The organism is Sphingomonas prati, from assembly GCF_014643515.1.
Lineage (GTDB): Bacteria > Pseudomonadota > Alphaproteobacteria > Sphingomonadales > Sphingomonadaceae > Sphingomonas_R > Sphingomonas_R prati.
Map to the genome: position 1 here is coordinate 1,129,090 of NZ_BMJP01000001.1, position 22,506 is coordinate 1,151,595.

Consider the following 22,506-nt stretch of genomic DNA (forward strand, 5'->3'; position numbering starts at 1 on the left):
AAGACAAACCCGCCCATCCCGAGCGAAGTCGAGGGACCCGTCGAGCGAAGTCGAGACGGCCGACACCACCGCAAAGCTGCGTTCGACGGTCTTCCCCTCGCTCTGGAACGAACCGACTACGCCCTCATCAATGCAGCCGCACCCGGATCACTCCGCCGCCACCGCCTTCTTCACCACCGGCTTCTTCACAGCCGCCGCCTTCGCGCCAGCCTTCTTCGGGGCCGCCTTCTTCGCGGGAGCCTTCTTCACCACCGCGGCCTTCACCGCAGGAGCCTCAGTCCCAGCCTTCGCCGCCGCAGGCTTCTTCGCCGCAGCCGCCTTCTTCGCCGGCGCCTTCTTCTTCCCCTTCGGCGGGCCTTTCGCGGCGCGTTCCGCCAGCAGCATCAGCGCCTCGTCCGCGGTCATCGTCGACGGATCCGCGGTCTTGGGCAGCGTCGCGTTTGTCTCGCCGTCGGTCACATAGGGGCCGAACCGCCCCTCCATCAGCTTCACCGGCTTGCCCGTCACCGGGCTGTCGCCGAACGCCGCGAGCGGCTCCTTCGCCGCCCCGCGTCCACGCCCGCCACCGGCCGCCGCCTCGGCCAGCTTCACGACCGCCGCGTTCATGCCCGTCTCGAACACGTCCGCCGTCGTCTGCAACCGTGCGTACTTGCCGTCGTGCAGCAGGTACGGCCCGTAACGCCCGATTGACGCGACGATATCCAGCCCGCTCTCTGGATGCGCGCCCACCGTCCGCGGCAGCGACAGCAGCTTCAACGCGCCCTCGAGGTCCACCTCCGCGCCGAAGTCCTTGGGGATCGACGATCGCTTGGCGTCCTTCTCGTCACCCAGCTGGACGTAGGGCCCGAACCGCCCGGTCCGCTTGCTGACCTCCAGCTGCGTCTCCGGATCGATGCCCAGCGACACCGGTCCGGTATCGGCCCCGGCCTCCGCCCCGCCCGCCTGCGCGAATCGCCGCGTATATTTGCACTCCGGATAGTTCGAGCACGCCACGAACGCCCCGAACTTGCCGCCACGCAGCGCCAGCTTCCCGTCGCCGCATGCCGGGCACGCCCGCGGATCGGTCCCGTCCTCCTTCTCGGGGAACAGGTAGGACCCCAGAAATATGTCCAGCTCAGCCGTCACTTCGGACGGCTTCTGCTCCATCACCTCAGCGGTCTTCGGCTTGAAATCGCGCCAGAACGCCTCCAGCACCGCCTGCCATTCGGCCCGCCCGCCCGACACATCGTCCAGGCTGTTCTCCAGCCCCGCGGTGAAATCGTAGCTGACATAGCGTTCGAAGAAGCGCTCGAGGAACGCCGTCACCAGCCGCCCGCTCTCGTTTGGCGTGAAACGGTTCTTCTCGACCGTCACATAGTCGCGATCCTTCAGCACCTGCAGCACCGACGCGTAGGTCGACGGCCGCCCAATGCCGAGCTCCTCCATCTTCTTGACCAGACTCGCCTCGGAATAACGCGGCGGCGGCTGCGTGAAATGCTGCTCGCTGTCGACCGACTTGCGCGCCGGCCCGTCGCCCTCGTGCATCCGCGGCAGGCGGCGGCTCTCCTCGTCCGCCTCGTCGTCGCGGCCTTCCTCGTACAGCGCCAGATAGCCCGGGAACAACACGACTTGGCCCGTCGCACGCAATGCCTGCTGCCCGGTCTGGTCGGCCAGCTCCACCGTCGTCCGCTCCAGCCGCGCCGACGCCATCTGGCTGGCGAGCGCACGCTTGAAGATCAGGTCGTACAACCGGGCATGGTCACCCGAACCCGCCTTGTCCCGCCCGAAATCGGTCGGCCGGATCGCCTCGTGCGCCTCCTGCGCGTTCTTTGCCTTCGTCGTATAAAGCCGTGGCTTGTCCGGCACATAGGACGCGTCGTAACGGTTCGCGATCGCGCCGCGAGCCGCGGAAATGGCACTATGGTCCATCTGCACGCCGTCGGTCCGCATGTAGGTGATCGCGCCGTCCTCATACAGCGCCTGCGCCACGCGCATCGTGTGGCTGGCCGAGAAGCCCAGCTTGCGCGCCGCTTCCTGCTGCAACGTCGATGTCGTGAACGGCGCGGGTGGGTTGCGCGTCAGCGGCTTGGTCTCGACGCTCTCGACCGAGAAGCGCCCACTCTCCACCGCCGCCTTCGCCGCGGCCGCATCGCCGCCATTGCCGATCGACAGGCGGTCGAGCTTCTGGCCCTTCCACCGCACCAGCCGGCTCGTGAACGCGACCCCGTCCTGCTCGAACACCGCGGTCACCGACCAATATTCCTGCGGCCGGAACGCCTCGATCTCGCGCTCGCGGTCCACCACCAGCCGCAGCGCCACGGACTGCACCCGCCCCGCGGACTTCGCCCCCGGCAGCTTACGCCACAGCACCGGCGACAGCGTGAACCCGACCAGATAGTCGAGCGCCCGGCGTGCGCGATATGCGTCGATCAGGTCCTCGTCCAGCGCGCGCGGCCGGCCCATCGCCTCGGTCACCGCCTGCTTGGTGATCGCGTTGAACGTCACGCGCTGCACGTCGCTCGGCAGGGCCTTCCGCTTGCGCAGCACCTCCTGCACGTGCCAGCTGATCGCCTCGCCCTCGCGATCCGGATCGGTCGCCAGGATCAGCGTGCTCGCCCCCTTGGCCTCGTCGGTGATCGCCTTCAGCTGGCGCGCCTTGTCCGCATAATTCTCCCACTGCATGGCGAATCCGTCGTCGGGATCGACCGATCCGTCCTTGGGCGGCAGGTCGCGGACATGGCCGTAGGATGCCAGCACGCGGTATCCCGGGCCGAGATACTTCTCGATGGTCTTGGCTTTGGCGGGCGATTCGACGACGACGAGTTTCATTGGGGCAAGCCTTCGATCTCTCACATGTACGCACGAGGGTGGCGAGGCCCGCCCCCGGTCGTCAAGTCGCGGCTCAGATGGGGACGCGCTCCGCCCCCCGCATCCCCCCGGTGCCGCGTTCCCTACAGGCAGGCCGGAGCGGCGTCATCCCCGCGCCACGGCGATCGTCTCGAAGATCCGGAACCGACAGGCGTAAGACCATCGCATCGCGCGGCCCCCGCTAACGCTCCGTCGGCCCGGGGGGGAAATGGCCGACGGAGCGGGCGGCAAGTCGGTTACCGCGCGATCCATGTACGGAACCATCGCCGCGTCGGTTGCACATCGTTTCTTACAATGATGTGACAAATCATGTCTTAGCCGATCAGGCTGACGCGACCCCCGGCATGGCGTTCCAGCCGCCCGCCCAGCTCGAGTTCGAGCAGCACCGTCTGCACGATCGCGGGCGCCAACGCCGCCTGCCGGATCAGCTCATCCACCGCCACCGCGGTCGGCCCGAGCAGCCCGGTCACCCGCGCCCGCTCACGGTCGTCCGCATCGGCCGCGGGCGGCGCGTCGTACCCGCTCGCCGGCATCGCCACGCCGAGCGCCGCGCCCGCCCCACCGATCGGCCCCAGCGCCTCGATCACGTCCGCCGCCGACTGCACCAGCACGGCGCCCTCGCGGATCAACAGGTTGCACCCCTGCGCCCGCGGGTCGAGCGGCGACCCCGGCACCGCCATCACGTCGCACCCATATTCGCTCGCCAGCCGCGCGGTGATCAGCGATCCGGACCGCGGCGCAGCCTCCACCACCACCGTCCCGCCCGCCAGCCCGGCGATGATCCGGTTGCGATACGGAAAATGCCGCGCCCGCGGTTCCGTCCCCGGCGGCTGCTCGGCCAGCAGCAGCCCGCCCTCGGCGATCGCCCGCTGCAACTCCGCATTCTCGGGCGGATAGACGATGTCGATGCCGCCCGCGATCACCCCCGCCGTCCGCGCTGCGCCTGCCCCCTGATGCGCCGCCGTATCGATCCCGCGCGCCAGCCCCGACACCACCAGGAGCCCCGCATCCGCCAGCTCCGCCGCCAGCCCGCGCGCGAACCGCACCGCGGCCGCCGACGCATTGCGCGCCCCCACGATCGCCACCGCCGGCCGCTCCAGCAACGCTGTCCGCCCGCGCAGGATCAGTGCGGGTGGCGCGGTCTCGATCCGCGCCAGCAACGCCGGGTACAGCCCCTGCCCCATGAACAGATACCGCGCGCCCAGCCGCTCGACCGCTTCGACCTCGGCCTCCACCGTCGCCAGCGTCGCGATCGGCGGCGCCTTGCCACCCCCGCGGCGCGCCAGATCGGGCAACGCCGCCAGCGCCGCCGCCGGCGTCCCGAACCGCGCGATCAATTGCTTATAGGTGACCGGCCCGATCCCGCCGGTCCGGATCAGCCGCAACCGCGCGATCCGGTCGTCGTACAGCGAAGGCTCGCTCAATCCGGTTGCGCCTGCGCGCCCTCACCCTTGGCCCCGCGCCCGATCCGCGGCTCGGTCCCGTCCATCAACCGTTCGAGATTGCCGCGGTGCTTCCACAACACGATCAGCGCCAGCGCCAGGAACAGCGGCACCAGGTCGAACCGCTGGAAGAACGCCGTCGACACCGGCGTCGCGATCGCCGCCGCGATGCCCCCGACCGACGAATAACGCGTCGCCGCCATCGCCACGATCCAGACGCCCGCGAAGATCAGCCCGGTCGGCCAGTGCAGCGCCAGCGCGATGCCGAGCAACGTCGCCACCCCCTTGCCGCCGCGGAACCGTAGCCAGACCGGATAGCAATGGCCGAAAAACGCCGCCGCGCCCGCGACCGGCATCAGCACCGGATCGATCGCGCCCGCCGCCAGCACCGCCACCGCACCCTTGGCGGCATCGAGCAGCAACGTCGCCGCCGCAAGCCCCTTGCGCCCGGTACGCAGCACGTTGGTCGCGCCGATATTGCCCGACCCGATCGTCCGCAGGTCGCCCGCGCCCGTCATCCGGGTCAGCAGGATGCCGAACGGCACCGCCCCCAGCAGGTAGGCACCGATCATGACCAGCACGGTCACCATCCACGGTTCCATCGTCGAAATAGCGGCGTCCCCTTCGTCCCCAATTCATAGCGCCCGCCCACTGGGACGCAATCGATCTCGGGTAGGATGTAAATCTTGCACCCGTCCATCCCGAGCGAAGTCGAGGGACCCTTCGAGCGCAGCCGAGAAGCCAACAGCACCCATCGGCTGCGCCCGGGATGGACAGGCAATGGCGCACTTCAAAACCCAACCCACCTAGCCTCGCAACCCACCCCCCTGCTACGACACTCGCATGACCGACCCAAGGCCGCTCCTGTTCTTCGACTCCGGCGTCGGCGGCCTGTCCGTGCTGGCGCCCACCCGCGCCATCCTGCCGCACGCGCCGATCGTCTACGCCGCGGATAACGCCTTCTTCCCCTACGGCGTGAAATCGGAGGAGGAGATCGCCGGCCGCGTCCCGGTCCTGCTCGGCCGGCTTACCGAACGTTACCGCCCGCGCCTCGTCGTTATCGCCTGCAACACCGCCTCCACCATCGCGCTCGACCCGGTCCGCGCCGCGCTCGACATCCCCGTCGTCGGCACCGTCCCCGCGATCCGCCCCGCCGCGCTGGCCTCACAGACCCGCGTCATCGGCGTGCTCGGCACCGACGCGACCGTCCGGCAACCCTATGTCGACCGGCTCGCCGCCGAACATGCCGCCGACTGCACCGTCCTGCGCCACGGCTCCGCAGCACTCGTGGCCCTGGCGGAGGCCGACCTGCGCGGCGAGGACACGCCCGACGCCGCCTATGCCGCCGTGCTCGCCGGCCTGCTCGATCAGCCGGGTGGCGACCGCATGGACTCGGTCGCGCTCGCCTGCACCCATTTCCCGCTGATCGCCGATCGGCTCGCCGCGATCGCGCCCCGCCCGTTGAGCTTCGTCGACGGCGGCCCCGGCATCGCGCGCCGCGTCGCGTGGCTCACCCGCGACCAGTCCTGGCCCACCGCCCCCGTTCCCGGCATCGCGGTTTTCACCGGCCCGATCGATCCGACACCCGCCTTCCTCGAACATCTGGCGGGCTTCGGGCTGGACCGCACCGCACGCCTCTGATCGAATGCATCGATCGGACCGGGACAAAATGCCATCATGCTGCACTGCGATCACGCTGGAATTCCAGGCGCCGCGGTCGTACATGGCGGGTTGGAACTAGGTCCCGGAGTGCCCCGGTTGGATTATCAGCGCGTTTTCAATCAGGCGATCGATCGGCTGCATGCCGAAGGACGCTACCGGGTCTTCATCGACATCCTTCGCAACAAGGGGTCGTTCCCGAACGCGCGCTGTTTCGCCGGTCATAACGGACCGAAGCCGATCACCGTCTGGTGCTCCAACGACTATCTCGCCATGGGCCAGCACCCCGCCGTCGTCACCGCGATGGAGGATGCGCTCCACGATGTCGGCGCCGGCTCCGGCGGCACGCGCAACATCGGCGGCAACACCCACTATCACATCGAACTCGAAGGCGAGCTGGCCGACCTGCACGGCAAGCAGGCCGCCCTGCTGTTCACCTCGGGCTATGTCTCGAACGACGCGACGCTGTCGACGCTCGCCAAGATCCTGCCCGGCTGCATCATCTTCTCCGACGAACTCAACCACGCTTCGATGATCGCGGGCATCCGCAACTCGGGTTGCGAAAAGCAGGTGTTCCGCCACAACGATCTGGCCCATCTCGAGGAACTGCTCGCCGCCGCCAACCCGGACGCGCCCAAGCTGATCGCGTTCGAAAGCGTCTATTCGATGGACGGCGACGTCGCCCCCATCGAGGCGATCTGCGACCTTTCCGACAAGTACAACGCGCTCACCTATATCGACGAAGTCCACGCCGTCGGCATGTACGGCGCGCGCGGCGGCGGCATTTCGGAACGGGACGCCGTGGCCGACCGCGTCAACATCATCGAAGGCACGCTCGGTAAGGCGTTCGGCGTCATGGGAGGCTACATCGCCACCGACCAGACGATCGTCGACGTGATCCGCAGCTACGCGCCCGGCTTCATCTTCACGACCTCGCTGTCGCCCGTGCTGGTCGCCGGCGCGCTCGCCAGCGTCCGCCACCTGAAGGCCTCGTCCGCCGAACGCGACGGGCAACAGGCCGCCGCCACGCGGCTTAAGACGATGTTCGCCGACGCCGGCCTGCCCGTCATGCCGTCCACCACGCACATCGTCCCGCTGATGATCGGCGACCCGGTCAAGGCCAAGCGGATCAGCGATATCCTGCTCGCCGAATACGGCGTCTATGTGCAGCCGATCAACTACCCCACCGTGCCGCGCGGCACCGAACGCCTCCGCTTCACCCCCGGCCCCGCCCACGACGAATCGATGATGCGCGAACTGACCAACGCGCTCCTCGAAATCTGGGACCGCATGGAACTCCGTCTGGCCGCGTAAGAGCAGCGACCGCCCAACAGTTCCCCGGCGGAGGCCGGGGCCTAGGGACGACTGCTTCACCTAGGCCCCGGCCTACGCCGGGGAACAACAGCGAGCGCACGCGTGACAAAAAGCCCCTCCCCTTCAGGGGAGGGGTTGGGGTGGGGGCCACACTACCGCAAAAACTACCCCCGCCGGGATCCCGCACTCAAGCCAACCGAGCCCCATCCGGCACCGCCGCATCCGGCCCCGCCAGCACGATCGCCCCGTCCGCATCGGGAAACCCCAGCACCAGCACCTCGGACCGCATCCGCCCGATCTGCCGCGGCGGAAAATTGACCACCGCCATCACCCGCCGCCCGATCAACCCCTCCGGCGTGTAATACTCGGTAATCTGCGCCGCGCTCTTACGCACGCCCACACCCGCGCCAAAATCGATCGTCAGAACGAACGACGGGTTCCGCGCCCCCTCGAACGGCACGCACGTTCGAACCGTCCCCACCCGAATATCGAGCTTCAGAAACTCGCCGAAACTGGTCTCCGCCGCCGGCGGCTCGTTCGGATCATGGATCAGGTGCACGGCACGTGCCCGCCTGCCAGCCTTAACGCTGCAAGGTGCAACGCAAGTCTCACCCCGCAATCACTCCTGCAAGGACGGTCAAGCCGCCCAACCCAACCGACAGCACCAGCCGCAGCCAGCCCCACCAGCGCCCGATCATCCCCTCGCGAACCAGCACGCGGTCGACCAGCCAGCTCGACAGGATCGCCGCACCCAGCACGATCAGCAACGCACGCATCGGGCTCGCCCCGGCCAGCCCCTGCACGCAGAACCCGATCAGCGACGCGCCGATACCGAGCAGCAGCAGGATCGAACGCCAGCGCCCCTCCGCACGGGTCAGCGCGATGCCCCACCAGCTGCCCCCCAGAAACGACAGGATCAGCGCGCCATAGATCAGCGCCATCGCCGGTGCGTTCAGCCAGTCCAGTTCGAGCAAAGTCGCCAGCACGGCCGCCATTTGCGGCAGCAACCCGGCAACGCCCAGCGCGATCGCCAGCCGGACCGGCTCCGCGCCGCCGACCCGCCAGCCGTCTGCATCTTCCTCGCCGACCTGATAGATCGTTGGGAGTGCCGCTTCCGTATGAACGTCCTCGTCGCTCGCCATGCCGCCTGTCATGCTTTCCGTCATGCTTCCCCTGTGGACACGCGGTTCAGTCCCGGCAATAGCCTTCGACACCGGCCTGCACGATCAGGCAATCGCGCTTGTTTGCAAGCCATTTGAACCCGGTTTCGGCGCCCGTGCCCGGCCGCGCGACCAAAGCCTGCCCACGCCGTACGAAATGCAGCGTTCCGCCCTCCTGACGCGCATCGAACATCGTCTTTTCGTCCAACGTGTCCTGATTGCGGACATGGAACCCGCCGCCCGCCGCCGGCTCGACCTCGAACGACAATCCCTCCGGTCCGGTCCACGTACCCGCGAACGACACCGCAGTCTCCGGGGCCGGTGCCGCGACGTTCGCCTCCGCCACGGCCTGGTTCGTCTCCGCCACGACCTCGTTCGCCACAGCCTCGTTCGCCGCAACCTCGTTCGCAACCACCGGCGCGCGATCCTCGCCACCACCGCCGCACGCCACCAGCAACAGCATCGCCATTACCGCACCGCTTGCTCTCGTCCCGCCGGTTCCGGTCATTCGGTCCACCCTCCGCATGGTCACTGGCCATATCGGCCCTGCGCTTCTACTAAGCGCGCAAACCCTATTCTGTCTCCCGACTCGTTCCCGAAACGGATTTCGATGTTGAATACAAGTTCCCGGCGGATCGCCATCGCATCGGACCATGCCGGCTTCGACATGAAGGCGGCACTAGCGATCGACCTGCGCGATGCCGGTCACGACGTCGTCGATCTCGGCCCGTACGACGCCGCCCGCGTCGACTATCCCGATTATGGCTACGAACTCGCCGCCGCCATCGCGGACGATCGTGCCGACTTCGGCGTCGCGATCTGCGGCTCCGGCATCGGCATCTCGATTGCGGTCAATCGTCACCCGGACATGCGCTGCGCGCTCGTCTCCGACGCGCTCTCCGCCCGGCTGTCGCGGCAGCATAACGACGCCAACGTCATCGCACTCGGCGCCCGGTTGATCGGCATCGACACCGCGCGCGACTGCGTCACCGTCTTCCTCGACACCCCGTTCGACGGCGGCCGCCACAGCGACCGCATCGCCAAACTCTCCACGCCACACCGCGCGAAGGACCCCGCATGAGCACCCAGCCCCTTCCCGTCGACGACATCCGTCCCGAAGGCTTCTTCACCCGCGGCCTGGCCGAAAGCGATCCGGCCGTGTTCGCCGGCATCACGCAGGAACTGACCCGCGAACGCAAGCAGATCGAACTGATCGCGTCGGAGAACATCGTGTCCGCCGCGGTGATGCAGGCGCAGGGCTCGGTCTTCACCAACAAATATGCCGAAGGCTACCCCGGCAAGCGCTACTATCAGGGCTGCGCGCCGTCCGATGTTGTCGAACAGCTCGCGATCGATCGCGCCAAGCAGCTGTTCGGCTGCGGCTTCGTCAACGTCCAGCCGCATTCGGGTGCGCAGGCGAACGGCGCGGTCATGCTCGCGCTGGTCAAGCCTGGCGAAACCATCCTCGGCATGTCGCTCGACGCCGGCGGCCACCTCACGCACGGCGCGCGCGCCGCGATGTCGGGCAAGTGGTTCAACGCGATCCAGTACGGCGTCCGCCAGGACACGCAGGTGATCGACTATGATCAGGTCGAGGCGCTCGCCCACGAACACAAGCCGCGGCTCATCATCGCCGGTGGCTCCGCCTATCCGCGGATCATCGATTTCGCCCGCTTCCGCGCCATCGCGGACCAGGTCGGCGCGACCTTTCTCGTCGACATGGCGCATTTCGCCGGGCTCGTCGCGGCCGGCGTCCACCCGACGCCGTTCGGCCACGCGCACGTCGTCACCACCACCACGCACAAGACGCTGCGCGGCCCGCGCGGCGGCATGGTGATGACCGATGACGAGGCGATCGCCAAGAAGATCAACAGCGCGGTGTTCCCCGGCCTCCAGGGCGGCCCGCTGATGCACGTCATCGCCGCAAAGGCCGTGGCATTCGGCGAGGCACTGACCCCCGAATTCCGTGCCTACAGCCGCGCTGTCGTCGAAAACGCCAAGGTGCTTGCCGCCCGCTTGAAGGAACGCGGTGCCGACCTCGTCGCCGGCGGCACCGACACGCATCTCGCGCTCGTCGACCTGCGCCCGCTGGGCGTCACCGGCCGCGATGCGGACGAGGCGCTCGAGCGTGCCGGCATCACCTGCAACAAGAACGGCATCCCGTTCGATCCGCTCCCCCCGGTCAAGACCTCCGGCATCCGCGTCGGCACCCCCGCCGGCACCACCCGTGGCTTCGGCCCCGCCGAATTCCGCGAGATCGCCGACATGATCGCCGACGTCCTCGACGCGCTGTCCAAGCACGGCGAACATGGTGACCCCACCGTCGAAGCCGACGTAAAGCGCCGCGTCGAAGCACTCTGCGACCGCTTTCCGATCTACCCGGAGCTCTGATCGGCCGGCTCGAACCGGACCGCCGCCCCCAAACCCCGCTCGGTTCGAGCCTGTCGAGAACGCCCAATCCCGTTTGGTTCGAGCCTGTCGAGAACCCTGCGCCGAGTTCTCGACAGGCTCGAACCAAACGGGGTTTTGGCCCGAACCTAACGGAGTCCGGGAATGCGCTGCCCCTTCTGTGCCCATGACGACACCCAGGTAAAGGACAGCCGCCCAACCGAGGACGGCGCCTCGATCCGCCGCCGCCGCCAGTGCGAAGGGTGCGGCGCACGCTTCACCACCTTCGAACGCGTCCAGCTCCGCGACCTCGTCGTCATCAAGAAGGACGGCGACCGCCAGCCCTTCGACCGCTCCAAGCTCGAACGCTCCGTCGCGATCGCCTGCCGCAAGCGCCCGATCGACCCCGCCCGCCTCGAACGCATGGTCTCCGGCATCCAGCGCCAGTTAGAGACCTCCGGCGAAAACGAAGTGAAGGCCACGCGCATCGGCGAGATGCTCATGGACGGCCTCCGCGCGCTCGACACCGTCGCCTACATCCGCTTCGCCAGCGTCTACAAGGACTTCACCGAAGCCCAGGACTTCCGCGATTTCGTCGGAAGTGTTGCGGAAGCGGTGGAGGAGTAGGGCCAAACCCGCCAAGCGATCGGCGCGCAACGCCCACCCCCGTTCGGTTCGAGCTTGTCGAGAACTCGCCCGCGTCGCAAAGACCGACCCATGACATTCTGGACCTACATCCTCCGCTGCGCCGACGGGACCTACTATACCGGCCACACGGACGACCTCGAACGCCGCATCGCCCAGCACGACGCCGGCACCTTCCCCGGCTACACGCACGACCGCCGCCCGGTCATACTGATGTGGTCCGAATATTTCCCGACGCGGATCGAGGCGCTGGAACGCGAAAGCCAGATCAAGGACTGGTCGCGCAAGAAGAAGGAAGCCCTGTTCCAGGGAAACTGGGCGGCGGTAGCGGATGCCGCCAAGTCAACGACGCCCCAGCGCACTGAAGAAGCCGAAACCACACCCCCCTCCGTTCGGTTCGAGCCTGTCGAGAACCCCTCTTCCCTTTCCGAACCCCAACAGCCCTCCCCCGTTCAGTTCGAGCCTGTCGAGAACGAAGCGCAGAGTTCTCGACAAGCTCGAACCAAACGGGATGGGTTTGAATCTTCGGTGCGAGACGAAAACACCGCCCCACCCCCCGTCATCATCCTCGTCCGCCCACAACTCGGCGAGAACATCGGCAAGGCCGCGCGCGCCATGCTGAACTTCGGGCTCACCGAACTGCGCCTCGTCGAACCGCGCGACGGCTGGCCCAACCCCGCCGCCACCGCCGCCGCATCCGGCGCGGACCGTGTCCTCGCCGACGCCAAACTCTACGCCACGCTGGCCGAGGCCACCGCCGACTGCGCGCATGTCTACGCCACCACGGTCCGCAAGCGCGGCGTGGCGAAACCCGTCGTCACGCCCGAACAGGCCGCGACCGAGATCCACGCCGCCACCGGCCGCGCCGCGATCCTGTTCGGCCCCGAACGCTCCGGACTGGAAACCGACGACGTCGCGGTCGCGCGCACCATCATCACCGTGCCGATCAACCCGCAATTCGGGTCGCTCAACCTGGCGCAGGCGGTCATCCTGGTCGCCTATGAATGGTCGAAGGGCGTCGCCCTGTCGCAACCCACGCTGGTCGAACCCTATCCCCCCGCCGAGCAGGACGAACTGGACGGCATGATCGGCCATCTCGACCGCATCCTTGTCTCGACCGGCCACTATTTCCCGCCCGAACGCGCCCCCGTCGACCGCCGCCAGCTCCGCGGCATCCTCACCCGCCCCGGCTGGACCGCCGGCGAAGTCCGCACGCTGCGGGGGGTGCTGCGGTCGATCGAGCGGAAGCTGGGTGGCAGCGACTAACCTTTACTCCTAACCTCTCGCCCCCAACCCGTTTGGTTCGAGCTTGTCGAGAACTCCGCGCCGAGTTCTCGACAAGCTCGAACCAAACGGATCAGGGGCGTGATTGAAGCCTAGCGCGCATCAAACCGCGCCAGCTCATACCCGATCGAAGCCTCCACCAACTGTTCCCACAACGCCCCCACCACATCCGCCGGCGCCCCGACAGCCTCCGCATGCGCCACCGCCTGCCCAATCACCGCCGCCTTGCGCGCCTCGTCGCGCACCTGCCCGCGCTCCGGCTTGATCCGCGCCGCCGCGCGCATGTACCCGAACCGCACGCTGAGCATCTCGACCAGCACGAGGTCCAGCGCGTCGACGCCGCGCCGCACCTCCGCCATGGTGGTGCACTCGTCGGGCGGAAGGATCGGATCGGTCATGCCGCGGACCCTACCCGGCCATCGCACCGCAGGTCCAGTTCCGCCGCCGGCTTGACCCGCACGGCCCTTTCGGCCATAGGCCCGCCTTCGCAATTGGCTCCGCACCCCGGTGAAGCGGCGGCCCTGCCCCTGTCCTCGACAGGCCAGCAGCGCGGTTCCGGGACATTCCGACAGCAATGTCACACGCAATTGAAGGATCGACACTATGTCGAAGCGCCATAGCGCCAAGTACAAGATCGATCGCCGCATGGGCGAGAACATCTGGGGCCGTCCGAAGTCGCCGGTCAACAAGCGCGAATACGGTCCCGGCCAGCACGGCCAGCGCCGCAAGTCCAAGGTGTCGGACTACGGCATCCAGCTGAAGGCCAAGCAGAAGCTCAAGGGCTACTACGGCGAAGTGACGGAGAAGCAGTTCAAGCGCTCCTACACGGACGCCGCCAAGATGAAGGGCGATACGTCGCAGAACCTCATCGGCCTGCTCGAGCGTCGCCTCGACATGGTCGTCTACCGCGCCAAGTTCGCGCCGACGATCTTCGCGGCACGCCAGATCGTCAACCACGGCCACATCCGCGTCAACGGCGTGAAGTGCAACATCGCATCGCGCCGCGTGAACCCGGGCGACGAAATCTCGCTGGGCAGCAAGGCGCAGGAAATGACGCTCGTCATGGAAGCCCAGGGCCTGTCCGAGCGCGACATCCCCGACTACGTCACGCCCGACGGCACGACGAAGGTCACCTACATCCGCGTGCCCACGCTCGATGAAGTGCCCTACCCGGTGAAGATGGAACCGAACCTGGTCGTCGAGTTCTACAGCCGCTGACGCGCAGCCGTAGCGCAGCTACGGCAAGCAAACAGTCAGCGGCTCGGCCGGCGGCGCCCAAAGCGCCGACCGACGACGTGGCTCCGCCACGGCGCTCTACCGACCGAACGCCAGACAAGGCGGTCCCAGCGATGGGGCCGCCTTTCTTCTGTCCAGGCTAAGCCCTTCCGCGCCTAAACCATAAGACGCTTGCGACTGTCATCGTCGGACGCCATCTGAGCGCGACACCGTCTGTTCGAGGATCAACCCATGCCCGCTCATCGCCAGCCCGCCGAATGGGCCCCGCACGACAGCGTCTGGATCGGCTTCCCCAGCCACGCCGACCTCTGGCTCGACGATCTCGCCCCCGCGCAGGACGAGGTCGTCGCCTTCGCACAGGCGGTCCACGCCGCGGGCCGCGGCGAGCGCGTCGTACTGGTCGCCGCGGACGACGCCGCTGCCGACACCGCGCGCGAACTGGCGGGCGACGGCATCGACGTCCACGTGGCACCGTTCGGCGACATCTGGCTGCGCGACACCGGCCCGATCGTGCTGAGCGACGGCACCAGCCGCTGGGCCGCGCTGTTCGAATTCAACGGCTGGGGCGGCAAGTACGACCTGGCGCATGACGACACGATCGGCCCGGCGCTCGCCGACGCCGCCGGCTTCCCCGCGCGCACCAACGACTGGGTGTTGGAGGGCGGCGCGATCGACGTCGACGGCACCGGCACCGCGGTCACCACCGAACAATGCCTGCTCAACCCGAACCGCAACCCGGACCTGACCCGTGCGGAGATCACCGAACGGCTCGCCGCGGACCTCGGCATCGACCGCATCCTCTGGCTGGGCGACGGTCTCGCCAACGATCACACCGACGGTCATGTCGACAACCTCGCGCGCTTCGTCGGCCCCGGCCGCATCGCGATCCCCGTGCCGGCCGGGCCGAACGATCCCAACGCCACGGTCTATGCCGATGCCGCCGCCCGCGCGCGCGCCTTCGGGCTGGAGGTCGTCGCGATCCCCTCCCCCGGCGCGGTGCTGCGCGATGACGAGATCGTGCCGGCGTCCTACATGAACTTCTACATCGGCAACGCCGCGGTCGTCGTGCCGCTCTACGGCGCACCCAACGACGATGCCGCCATCGCCGCGATCGCCGCACTGTTCCCCGACCGCACCGTCACCGGCTTCCGCGCCGACCATATCCTGACCGGCGGCGGCAGCTTCCACTGCATCTCGCAACAGGTGCCCACCGCCTGACACCATCCGCATCCCCGGATGAAAGGACCATCATGACCGAGATCACCGTCGCCGCGATGCAGCTCGCCTTCAGCGACGACATCGCCGAAAACATCGCCAACGTCGCCGAACTGGTGCGCGAGGCCGCCGCGAAAGGCGCGCAGGTCGTGCTGCCGCCCGAACTGTTCGAGGGCCATTATTTCTGCCGGGTCGAGGACGAGGGCATCTTCGCCCGCGCGATGCCGGTCGACCGCCACCCCGCGGTGCTGGCGATGCAGACGCTCGCCGACGAACTCAACATCCACATCCCGACCAGCTTCTTCGAGGCGGACGGGCCGCACCACTATAACTCGCTCGCCATGATCGGCCCCGACGGCGCGGTCCAGGGCGTCTACCGCAAGAGCCACATCCCCGACGGCCCGGGCTATGAGGAGAAATTCTACTTCCGCCCCGGCAACACCGGGTTCCGCGTGTGGAAGGACGCGCCCGTCCCGCTCGGCGTCGGCGTCTGCTGGGACCAATGGTATCCCGAAACCGCGCGCGCGATGATGCTGATGGGCGCGGAGGTGCTGTTCTACCCGACCGCGATCGGCAACGAACCGCACGACCCCTCGCTCGACACGTCGCGCCTCTGGCGGCGCGCGATGGTCGGCCACGCGGTATCCAACGTCGTGCCCGTCGTCGCCTCCAACCGCATCGGGACCGAAGACGGCCAGACTTTCTACGGCCACAGCTTCATTGCCGACGAACGCGGCGACCTGCTGGCCGAGTTCGGCGCGTCCGAAACCGGTGTTCTGACCGCCACGCTCGACATCACCCACGTGAAGCGTCACCGCGCCGCGTTCGGCTTCTTCCGCGATCGCCGCCCCGACCTCTACGGCCGCCTCGTCCAGGACATCTGACCCGCGTCGGGACCCTTTTGCGCCCCTTCGGGCGTTGAACCGGCAACAAGGAGAAACCCCATGGCCAAACCCCCCGCCTCCCCGCCCAGTTCGGACATCGACGGCGTCTTCATGGACACCCGCCCCGGCGTGCCCAACCGCGACGTGTCCAAGGGCACCGCCGAGGAACTCGACAAGAAGCAGGACGAGAACGTTGCGCGGCCGAAGGAAGATACGGTCTGAACTGACTTGCCGTAAGTGCCGGATTAGAATTCAAGCGGACCCCACCCCCCCGTTTGGTTCGAGCTTGTCGAGAACGCTGCGCGGAGTTCTCGACAAGCTCGAACAAAACGGGTTGAGGGTAAAATGGGACACCAAACACCCGCCCATCCCGAGCGAAGTCGAGGGACCCTTCGAGCGCAGTCGAGAAGCCAACCTCGCCTCCCCAACCTCCGTTCGTGCTGAGTAGAGACCGAGTAGCGCCCCTCGGCGCGTATCGAGGGCTCGTATCGAAGCATGGCCCCAATACCCGCCTGGCTTAGAAGGACGCGGATCAAGGGTAGAAGTTGGTTGAACCGGGCGAACCCTAACCCCGCCCCCGACGCACCAGCCGCCACGCCCCCCAGCCCACCAACCCGACCGCCGCGGCCCCCGCCACGATCCACCCCATCGCGCCCAGCGCCGCCATGATGAGGATCAGCATGAAGTCCGCGATGGCGAGCGTCAGGTGGATCACGGTGCCGCGACATCCTCGACCGGCGCAGCCTCACCCGACCGCAGCACCAGCGCCCGCGCCACCACAGCCTCCAGCACCGCCGCCTCGATCGCCACGCCGTCCTGCGCCAGCGGCGCACAATCGATCAGCTGTACGCCGCTCGGAAACCGGTGCTCCGCCATCGGTGCATAGCGCGCCTTGGGCAGCTTCCCGCCCAGCGCCTTCACCGCCGACCGGTGCGCATCCTCGCCCAGCGCGATCACCACGCGCAGTTCCGGCAACGCCGCCAGCGGTCCGGCCAAGAACGGCCGGCACGTCCGCAGCTCCTCCTTCGTCGGCTGGTTGTTCGGCGGCACGCACCGCACCGCGTCGATCGTCACGACGCCGTCGAGCACCAAGTCGTCCTCCGGCCCGATCTCCTGCGGCCCCAGCGCCTCATGATCATGCGCCAGCCGGAACGCGAGCAGCGTGCCGTACAGCGTGCCCCCGCCCTTCTCGCCATCGAACGTCCGCCCGCTGCGGTTGCCGCCCTTCAGCCCCGGCGACAGCCCGACGATCGCCAGCCACGCGTCCGGGTCGCCGAAAACCGGCACCGGCGCATTGTGCCAGTCGGGATGCGCCAGCCTTTGCTCTTCGCGAAACGCGGCCAGCCGTGGGCACAGCGGGCAGTCACGCGGCGGCTCGACCGTATCATGCGCAACAGCGTCGGTCAGGTCATCGGAAAGGGCGGTCACAGGATCGGTCATCATCCCCCTGCATAGCCGCCCCGAGCCCCAATCCCAACCCCGCCCCCCGTCAGCCCCAGCACAGGCTGGACGCCACCCGTCAAAGCGTGTCTGACGCAATCGATGACCGCGCCCTCGTTCCGCTATGCGATCGCCCTCGGCGGCAACCGGCGCACCCGCCACGGCGGCCCGCGCGACACGCTGATCGCGGCCTGCGCGGCGCTCAGCGACGCGGGCCTCACGATCGACCGCGTCTCGCCGATCATCCCCACCCCCGCCATGGGCCCTGCCGGCCGCAGCTTCGCCAACGCCGCGATCCTGGTCACGACCCCGCTCCGCCCGGACGCGCTCCTCCTCGTGCTGAAGCAGATCGAACGCGCATTCGGCCGCCGGCGCGGGCAACGCTGGGGACCGCGCCCGCTCGATCTCGACATCCTGCTCTGGTCCGGCGGAGTCTGGCCGCAGCATCACCGCACCGCCGCCCCCGGCCGGCTGCAGGTCCCGCATATCGGCCTGCCCGCGCGGCGTTTCGTGCTCGATCCGCTCGTCCAAATCGCGCCGCGCTGGACGCTCCCCGGCACCCGCCGCACGATCGCGCAACTTCATGCGCGCGCCAAAGGTTGACCAACGCCCGCCCGCGCCATAGATGGCGCGCTCGGTGGGGCCCATAGCTCAGTTGGTAGAGCACGTGACTTTTAATCACTAGGTCGATGGTTCGAATCCATCTGGGCTCACCAATCCATCCCGCCGCCAAGAGGTCGCGCCGTGCCCGGACCGCCAGACCCGGCTGAAATCCCGGCCGCCATCCCTGCCGCGACCGTCATCCTGATCCGCGACACACCCGGCGAAGTCGCCCCCGACCTCCTCCTGACCGAACGCGCGCGCCGCATGGCGTTCGCCGCCGGCGCGATCGTGTTCCCCGGCGGCCGCGTCGATCCCGCCGACCACCGCGCGGCCGCGAACTACCGCGACCGTGAAGACGCCGCCGCCCGCATCGCCGCGATCCGCGAAACGATTGAGGAAGTCGGCATCGCCATCGGCCTGACGCCCACCCCCGACGCCGCCACGGTCGCCGTGCTCCGCACCGCCCTCGCCACCGGACAGGACTTCGCCACGCTTCTGGCCGACGCCGGCCTCCGGCTCGACCTCGACCAACTCGTCCCGTTCGCGCGCTGGTGCCCGCACGGCCACGAAACGCGCATCTTCGACACGCGCTTCTACCTCGCCCGCGCGCCCGCCGATGCGACGCCCATCCCCGACGGCACCGAAACCGCCGCGGCCTACTGGGCCCCCACCGCCAGTATCCTGGCGGATGCCGACGCCGGCCGCCGCCACATCATCTTCCCCACCCGCCGCAACCTCGAACGGCTCGCCCTCTTCGCCGATTTCGACGCCGCCGCCGCCCACGCGCGCGGCATCGCCCCCGAGCGGATCGTCCCGTGGATCGAGGCGCGCGACGACGGCGACTGGATCTGCATCCCCACCAATCGCGGCTACCCGGTCACCGCCGAACGGGTCGCCACCGCGCGCCGCGGATGACGACGCAACGCAAGCCCCGCCCCGCACGTAGTGCGCGCATGTCGCTCCGCCCATTCCTCACCGCGCTGATCGTGCTGGCCGTCATCGCCGCGCTTGTCCTGACCGTCGTCGCGATCGGCCACCGCCGGCCGCAGGACGTGCCCTGGACGCGGCTCGACCTCGGCGACACGGTCGGCCTGTTCACCGGCCGCAAGCTTTCCGCGCTCAAGACCGACCCCACCGAATGCCGCGCGCTGCTCGACCGCGCCGGGATCAGTTTCACCCGCCTCCCGAACCGCAGCGACGGCCCCACCTGCGGCTACACCGACGGCATCCGCGCGCAGACCTCCGGTCCGCTCGGCATCGGGTATCGCCCCGCGATCGGCGCCTCCTGCGCGATCGTCGCCTCGCTCGCCACCTGGGAATGGCAGGTCGTACAACCCGCCGCGATCCGCCACTTCGGCCGTCGCGTCGCGACGATCGACGATTTCGGCACCTACAACTGCCGGCGGATCGGCGGCGGGCGCAGTGCCGCGGCGACCGCCAACTGGTCAGAACATTCCAGCGCCAACGCGGTCGACATCGCCGGATTCCGCCTCGCGGACGGCCGCCGCATCACCGTGGCGGGCGACTGGACCGGCACGGGACCGAAGGCGGCCTTCCTACGCGAGGTCCGCGACGGCGCCTGCAAGCTGTTCGGCACCACGCTCTCACCCGACTACAACGCCGCGCACCGCGACCACCTCCACCTCGACCAGGCCCAGCGCGGCACCGCCGGTTGGCGCGCCTGCCGGTAACCCGCAGCCAGACCTCAGTTCGCCAGGCGATGCTCCACCTTCTCCACCCATTGCGGGAAGAAGCAGGGTTCGCGATTCGACCAGCCCGGCGCGGTCGCCGCGGCCTCGCTGATCGATTGCAGAAACATCCGGCGCTTCTCCGGATGCAGATGGGGCAGCGCCGCCGCAGCACAAAACGCGCCCGGCAACCACGGCCGCACCTGCCCGCCGATCAGCCGTTCGTACAGGAACCGGTACGCACCGAACCCCGACAGCCGGTCCTGCCCCAGGTCGAACGCGGTCATCGTCACCAGCGGCGCCAGGAACGGCTCGATCGCGTCCAGCCCGCTGTCGTCCGGCACCGTCCCGCGAACGTGGTCCAACCGCGAGTAAATCCGGATCTGCGCCCGGATACTCGCCGCCTCGACGACATCGCGCGACCAGCATTCCATCGCATCGCGGCGGTCCAGCCCGACATCCAGCGACCGCCGGATATAACGCTGCGTCGCCGCCGGAAAACTGGCGAACTCCTTCATCTCGGCAAGCGACATCGCACCATCAGCTGGCTTGGACATGGCACCCATCGCAATCCTCCGTTGAAAGGTTCGAAGCCCGATGATGCACCCCACCGATTGATGGGACATTAATCAGCATCGACCGCCGATACGCCATCGAAGCACGGAGGCTGCTGCGGCGCAACATGCTGCGTGATATTCGATCATTTCGTCTTAAGCCGGCCGAACCGAGCGACTGAGGCCACTCCCATTAAATTCACGCAAGTATCGAACAGGGACGGAAGGGGCCGAAGCTCCGAGGTCTTCAGGCTGCTCCACTCGCAATCCGTCATGCCGCGACGTCGATGCACGCTCCCCCGAGGGCAGCCGAGGGGCGCTGTCGGCTTCTTCGCCTCGCTTGAAGGATCCTCAACTTCGCTCGGGGACGGACGGCTTGTCCTGTTTCCAATTCAAAACGCCATTTCTCGAGACGCCCTGACAAACTCGCCCGAACAGCAAAAGGCCCGCCCCCCGACTTCGGGAAGCGGGCCTCTCGTCACCCAGTCGCTCAGCGCAAACGCTCAGCCTGCGCGAGCAGCCTCTGCCTCGGCATCATACCCGCTCGACGGCGCCGGATCCTTGCCCTTGCCCGGCTGCGTGTTGGACGGCGCATCCGACGTCGGGAACGTCTCGTCCAGCGCCACGTCCAGCTTGGCATCCTCGTCGGACGGGTCCTGGCTCAGCCGGTTGTCGTCGTCGGCATCGAGCCCCTCGCGCACGGACGGCACCGACCCTGCAACGGCCGCTTCGCCTTCCTTGCCACCGGGCGGCGGCGGCGCGACTGCCAGGCCGTCGTCTGCCTTGTCGTCGAACATTTTTTCGTCGGCCATGGTGCGTCTCCATTTCGTAATGTTGCTGGACCAACGACCGTCCGACCCGGGACGTTCCCTGTCCCGACATACGCCTTGCCCACCGGGGCGTTTCACGGCTTAACCTGCCGCAACATGCCCATGCTGCCCCCCGAACCCGACGAAGACGCCACCGTCCGCCCACGCGCCGCGATCGGGTCGATCGTCGCCTTCTGGGCGTTCTACTTCGCGGTCGCGACACTGCGTGCGGCGCTGCTCGATTTCGACGACCAGGGCGATCTGCTCCTCCGCCGCCTCGTCGTCACGACAGTCTGCATGGCGATCAGCTGGGCGATGTGGCGGGCGCTGCGCCGCGTGACGCGCCACGGCCCGGCCCGCGCGGTCGCGATCGTGGCGCTGCTGTCCGTGCCCGCCGCACTCGCCTACGCCACCGTCAACCAGTGGATCTTCACCCCCACCCGCCCCTCCGCACCGGCCGCCCGCTCGGTCCAGGTCGGCGACAACAGCGGCCGCCCGCGCCGCGTCGGCACCGTCGCCGCCCATGCCGACGTCGCGGTGAACGGCTATTTCTTCTTCGCCGCCTGGGCCGCGCTCTACCTCGCGCTCGCCTACGCCGCGCAGGGCCGCGTCGCCGAACGCCGCGCCGCGCGTTTCGCCGCCGCCGCGCAATCCGCCGAGCTCCGCGCGCTGCGCTATCAGGTCAATCCGCACTTCCTGTTCAACACGCTCAATTCGCTCTCCGCACTCGTCATGACCGGCAAGCCGGACGAGGCCGAACGCATGATCCTCAACCTCTCGACCTTCTTCCGCTCCAGCCTGGCCGGCGATCCCGCCACCGACGCGCCGCTGGCCGACGAGATCGAGCTGCAACGCCTCTATCTGGCAATCGAAACGGTCCGCTTCCCGTCGCGCATCCGGCTGGTCGAGGATATCGCCGACACAGTCGCCGACGCGCTCGTCCCCGGCCTGATCCTGCAACCGCTGATCGAAAACGCGGTCAAGCACGGCGTCTCGCAAAGCCGCGGCCTCGTCACCATCGCCATCCGCGCCTGGGCGCAGGACGACATGCTCGCGCTCTCGGTCACCGACGACGCCCCCGCCCGCCCCGCGCCCGAACCGCGCCCACCGCAAAACACCGGCATCGGCCTCCGCAACGTCGCCGACCGCCTCGCCGCCCGCTTCGGCACCCAAGCCCTCTGCCGCGCCGGCCCCGCGCCCGGCGGGGGCTTCGCGGTCACCATCCTGATGCCGCTGGTGCGGGAGGGGTAAGGACTGCTGGCTCTAAGTCACGGACACCAACACCCCTCGCCTACCCCCCAACCCCGTTTGGTTCGAGCCTGTCGAGAACTCAGCGCT

The 22,506-nt window shown here is 68.5% G+C and carries 25 protein-coding genes and 1 tRNA gene; 15 read left to right on the top strand and 11 right to left on the bottom strand.

Features of this window, described 5'->3' with window-relative positions; translation table 11 throughout:
* Nucleotides 1-147 precede the first annotated feature (147 nt).
* The 3 genes from topA to plsY form a co-directional block, all read right to left on the bottom strand.
* Nucleotides 148-2,808: a type I DNA topoisomerase gene (topA, locus tag IEX50_RS05135; protein ID WP_157175339.1), complete on the bottom strand. Its 2,661-nt coding sequence runs from the start codon at nt 2,806-2,808 to the stop codon at nt 148-150.
* Nucleotides 2,809-3,161: 353 nt separating this feature from the next.
* Nucleotides 3,162-4,271, bottom strand: coding sequence for a DNA-processing protein DprA (dprA, locus tag IEX50_RS05140; RefSeq protein WP_229673659.1), 1,110 nt, complete (start codon nt 4,269-4,271; stop codon nt 3,162-3,164).
* On the bottom strand, nt 4,268-4,879 hold the full coding sequence (gene plsY, locus IEX50_RS05145) for a glycerol-3-phosphate 1-O-acyltransferase PlsY (protein WP_373285291.1): 612 nt from the start codon (nt 4,877-4,879) through the stop codon (nt 4,268-4,270). The genes dprA and plsY overlap by 4 nt, the downstream gene beginning before the upstream one ends.
* A 253-nt stretch (nt 4,880-5,132) precedes the next feature.
* Between plsY and murI the strand changes: the two genes are divergently transcribed.
* Nucleotides 5,133-5,930 (top strand): glutamate racemase, encoded by a 798-nt coding sequence (murI, locus tag IEX50_RS05150; RefSeq protein WP_157175337.1) that lies wholly within the window; start codon nt 5,133-5,135, stop codon nt 5,928-5,930.
* A gap of 117 nt (nt 5,931-6,047) precedes the next feature.
* Nucleotides 6,048-7,262 (top strand): 5-aminolevulinate synthase, encoded by a 1,215-nt coding sequence (gene hemA / locus IEX50_RS05155; protein ID WP_229673781.1) that lies wholly within the window; start codon nt 6,048-6,050, stop codon nt 7,260-7,262.
* A 187-nt stretch (nt 7,263-7,449) separates the two neighbouring features.
* Here the strand turns inward: hemA and IEX50_RS05160 are convergent, their stop codons facing one another.
* From IEX50_RS05160 to IEX50_RS05170, 3 genes are read right to left on the bottom strand one after another with little or no spacing between them, the layout of a single operon-like run.
* Nucleotides 7,450-7,821, bottom strand: coding sequence for a tRNA-binding protein (locus tag IEX50_RS05160; protein WP_157175335.1), 372 nt, complete (start codon nt 7,819-7,821; stop codon nt 7,450-7,452).
* A gap of 49 nt (nt 7,822-7,870) precedes the next feature.
* Nucleotides 7,871-8,428 carry a DUF3429 domain-containing protein gene (locus IEX50_RS05165; protein WP_184075016.1) on the bottom strand — a complete coding sequence of 186 codons (558 nt, stop codon included), beginning with the start codon at nt 8,426-8,428 and terminating at the stop codon, nt 7,871-7,873.
* Nucleotides 8,429-8,450: 22 nt separating this feature from the next.
* Nucleotides 8,451-8,930: a hypothetical protein gene (locus IEX50_RS05170; protein ID WP_157175333.1), complete on the bottom strand. Its 480-nt coding sequence runs from the start codon at nt 8,928-8,930 to the stop codon at nt 8,451-8,453.
* 105 nt (nt 8,931-9,035) lie between these two features.
* Here IEX50_RS05170 and rpiB point away from each other — a divergent pair, with 105 nt between their 5' ends.
* The 4 genes from rpiB to IEX50_RS05190 all read left to right on the top strand — a co-directional run bounded on the left by rpiB (nt 9,036) and on the right by IEX50_RS05190 (nt 12,721).
* Complete coding sequence (gene rpiB / locus IEX50_RS05175; RefSeq protein ID WP_373285279.1) at nt 9,036-9,503, top strand: ribose 5-phosphate isomerase B; 468 nt, start codon at nt 9,036-9,038, stop codon at nt 9,501-9,503.
* On the top strand, nt 9,500-10,813 hold the full coding sequence (glyA, locus tag IEX50_RS05180) for a serine hydroxymethyltransferase (protein ID WP_157175331.1): 1,314 nt from the start codon (nt 9,500-9,502) through the stop codon (nt 10,811-10,813). Before rpiB ends, glyA begins: the two co-directional genes overlap by 4 nt.
* A gap of 162 nt (nt 10,814-10,975) precedes the next feature.
* Nucleotides 10,976-11,437, top strand: coding sequence for a transcriptional regulator NrdR (gene nrdR / locus IEX50_RS05185; protein WP_157175330.1), 462 nt, complete (start codon nt 10,976-10,978; stop codon nt 11,435-11,437).
* A gap of 90 nt (nt 11,438-11,527) precedes the next feature.
* On the top strand, nt 11,528-12,721 hold the full coding sequence (locus IEX50_RS05190; RefSeq protein WP_157175329.1) for a TrmJ/YjtD family RNA methyltransferase: 1,194 nt from the start codon (nt 11,528-11,530) through the stop codon (nt 12,719-12,721).
* Nucleotides 12,722-12,831: 110 nt separating this feature from the next.
* On the opposite strand, the gene IEX50_RS05195 is transcribed toward IEX50_RS05190, so the two are convergent.
* Nucleotides 12,832-13,137: a chorismate mutase gene (locus tag IEX50_RS05195; protein WP_157175328.1), complete on the bottom strand. Its 306-nt coding sequence runs from the start codon at nt 13,135-13,137 to the stop codon at nt 12,832-12,834.
* A gap of 205 nt (nt 13,138-13,342) precedes the next feature.
* Here IEX50_RS05195 and rpsD point away from each other — a divergent pair, with 205 nt between their 5' ends.
* The 4 genes from rpsD (at nt 13,343) to IEX50_RS05215 (ending at nt 16,296) form a co-directional block, all read left to right on the top strand.
* Complete coding sequence (gene rpsD / locus IEX50_RS05200) at nt 13,343-13,957, top strand: 30S ribosomal protein S4 (protein ID WP_157175327.1); 615 nt, start codon at nt 13,343-13,345, stop codon at nt 13,955-13,957.
* Between the two features lie 249 nt (nt 13,958-14,206).
* Nucleotides 14,207-15,193: an agmatine deiminase family protein gene (locus IEX50_RS05205; RefSeq protein ID WP_157175326.1), complete on the top strand. Its 987-nt coding sequence runs from the start codon at nt 14,207-14,209 to the stop codon at nt 15,191-15,193.
* A gap of 32 nt (nt 15,194-15,225) precedes the next feature.
* A complete protein-coding gene (aguB, locus tag IEX50_RS05210; RefSeq protein ID WP_157175325.1) occupies nt 15,226-16,074 on the top strand; it encodes an N-carbamoylputrescine amidase in 849 nt (282 codons plus the stop codon).
* Between the two features lie 60 nt (nt 16,075-16,134).
* A complete protein-coding gene (locus IEX50_RS05215) occupies nt 16,135-16,296 on the top strand; it encodes a hypothetical protein (protein WP_157175324.1) in 162 nt (53 codons plus the stop codon).
* A gap of 343 nt (nt 16,297-16,639) precedes the next feature.
* Here IEX50_RS05215 and IEX50_RS05220 read toward each other — a convergent pair whose 3' ends face one another.
* Both IEX50_RS05220 and IEX50_RS05225 read right to left on the bottom strand, forming a co-directional pair.
* Entirely contained in the window at nt 16,640-16,789 is a 150-nt protein-coding gene (locus IEX50_RS05220) for a hypothetical protein (protein WP_157175323.1), read from the bottom strand.
* Nucleotides 16,786-17,514 carry a uracil-DNA glycosylase family protein gene (locus IEX50_RS05225; RefSeq protein WP_157175322.1) on the bottom strand — a complete coding sequence of 243 codons (729 nt, stop codon included), beginning with the start codon at nt 17,512-17,514 and terminating at the stop codon, nt 16,786-16,788. The genes IEX50_RS05220 and IEX50_RS05225 overlap by 4 nt, the downstream gene beginning before the upstream one ends.
* Nucleotides 17,515-17,616: 102 nt before the next feature.
* Here IEX50_RS05225 and folK point away from each other — a divergent pair, with 102 nt between their 5' ends.
* From folK to IEX50_RS05245, 4 genes are all read left to right on the top strand, one after another.
* On the top strand, nt 17,617-18,117 hold the full coding sequence (gene folK, locus IEX50_RS05230) for a 2-amino-4-hydroxy-6-hydroxymethyldihydropteridine diphosphokinase (protein ID WP_157175321.1): 501 nt from the start codon (nt 17,617-17,619) through the stop codon (nt 18,115-18,117).
* Between the two features lie 37 nt (nt 18,118-18,154).
* Nucleotides 18,155-18,230, top strand: a tRNA-Lys gene (locus IEX50_RS05235).
* A 28-nt stretch (nt 18,231-18,258) separates the two neighbouring features.
* The gene (locus IEX50_RS05240; protein WP_229673661.1) at nt 18,259-19,032 is read left to right on the top strand and encodes an NUDIX domain-containing protein; all 774 of its coding nucleotides are present in this window, start codon (nt 18,259-18,261) and stop codon (nt 19,030-19,032) included.
* A 38-nt stretch (nt 19,033-19,070) separates the two neighbouring features.
* Complete coding sequence (locus IEX50_RS05245; RefSeq protein WP_157175320.1) at nt 19,071-19,808, top strand: extensin-like domain-containing protein; 738 nt, start codon at nt 19,071-19,073, stop codon at nt 19,806-19,808.
* A 14-nt stretch (nt 19,809-19,822) separates the two neighbouring features.
* Here IEX50_RS05245 and IEX50_RS05250 read toward each other — a convergent pair whose 3' ends face one another.
* Both IEX50_RS05250 and IEX50_RS05255 read right to left on the bottom strand, forming a co-directional pair.
* Nucleotides 19,823-20,371, bottom strand: coding sequence for a hypothetical protein (locus IEX50_RS05250; protein WP_157175319.1), 549 nt, complete (start codon nt 20,369-20,371; stop codon nt 19,823-19,825).
* A 491-nt stretch (nt 20,372-20,862) separates the two neighbouring features.
* Nucleotides 20,863-21,171: a hypothetical protein gene (locus IEX50_RS05255; protein ID WP_221237484.1), complete on the bottom strand. Its 309-nt coding sequence runs from the start codon at nt 21,169-21,171 to the stop codon at nt 20,863-20,865.
* A gap of 114 nt (nt 21,172-21,285) precedes the next feature.
* On the opposite strand from IEX50_RS05255, the gene IEX50_RS05260 reads away from it, so the two are divergent.
* The gene (locus IEX50_RS05260) at nt 21,286-22,419 is read left to right on the top strand and encodes a sensor histidine kinase (protein ID WP_229673663.1); all 1,134 of its coding nucleotides are present in this window, start codon (nt 21,286-21,288) and stop codon (nt 22,417-22,419) included.
* The last annotated feature ends 87 nt before the right edge of the window (nt 22,420-22,506 follow it).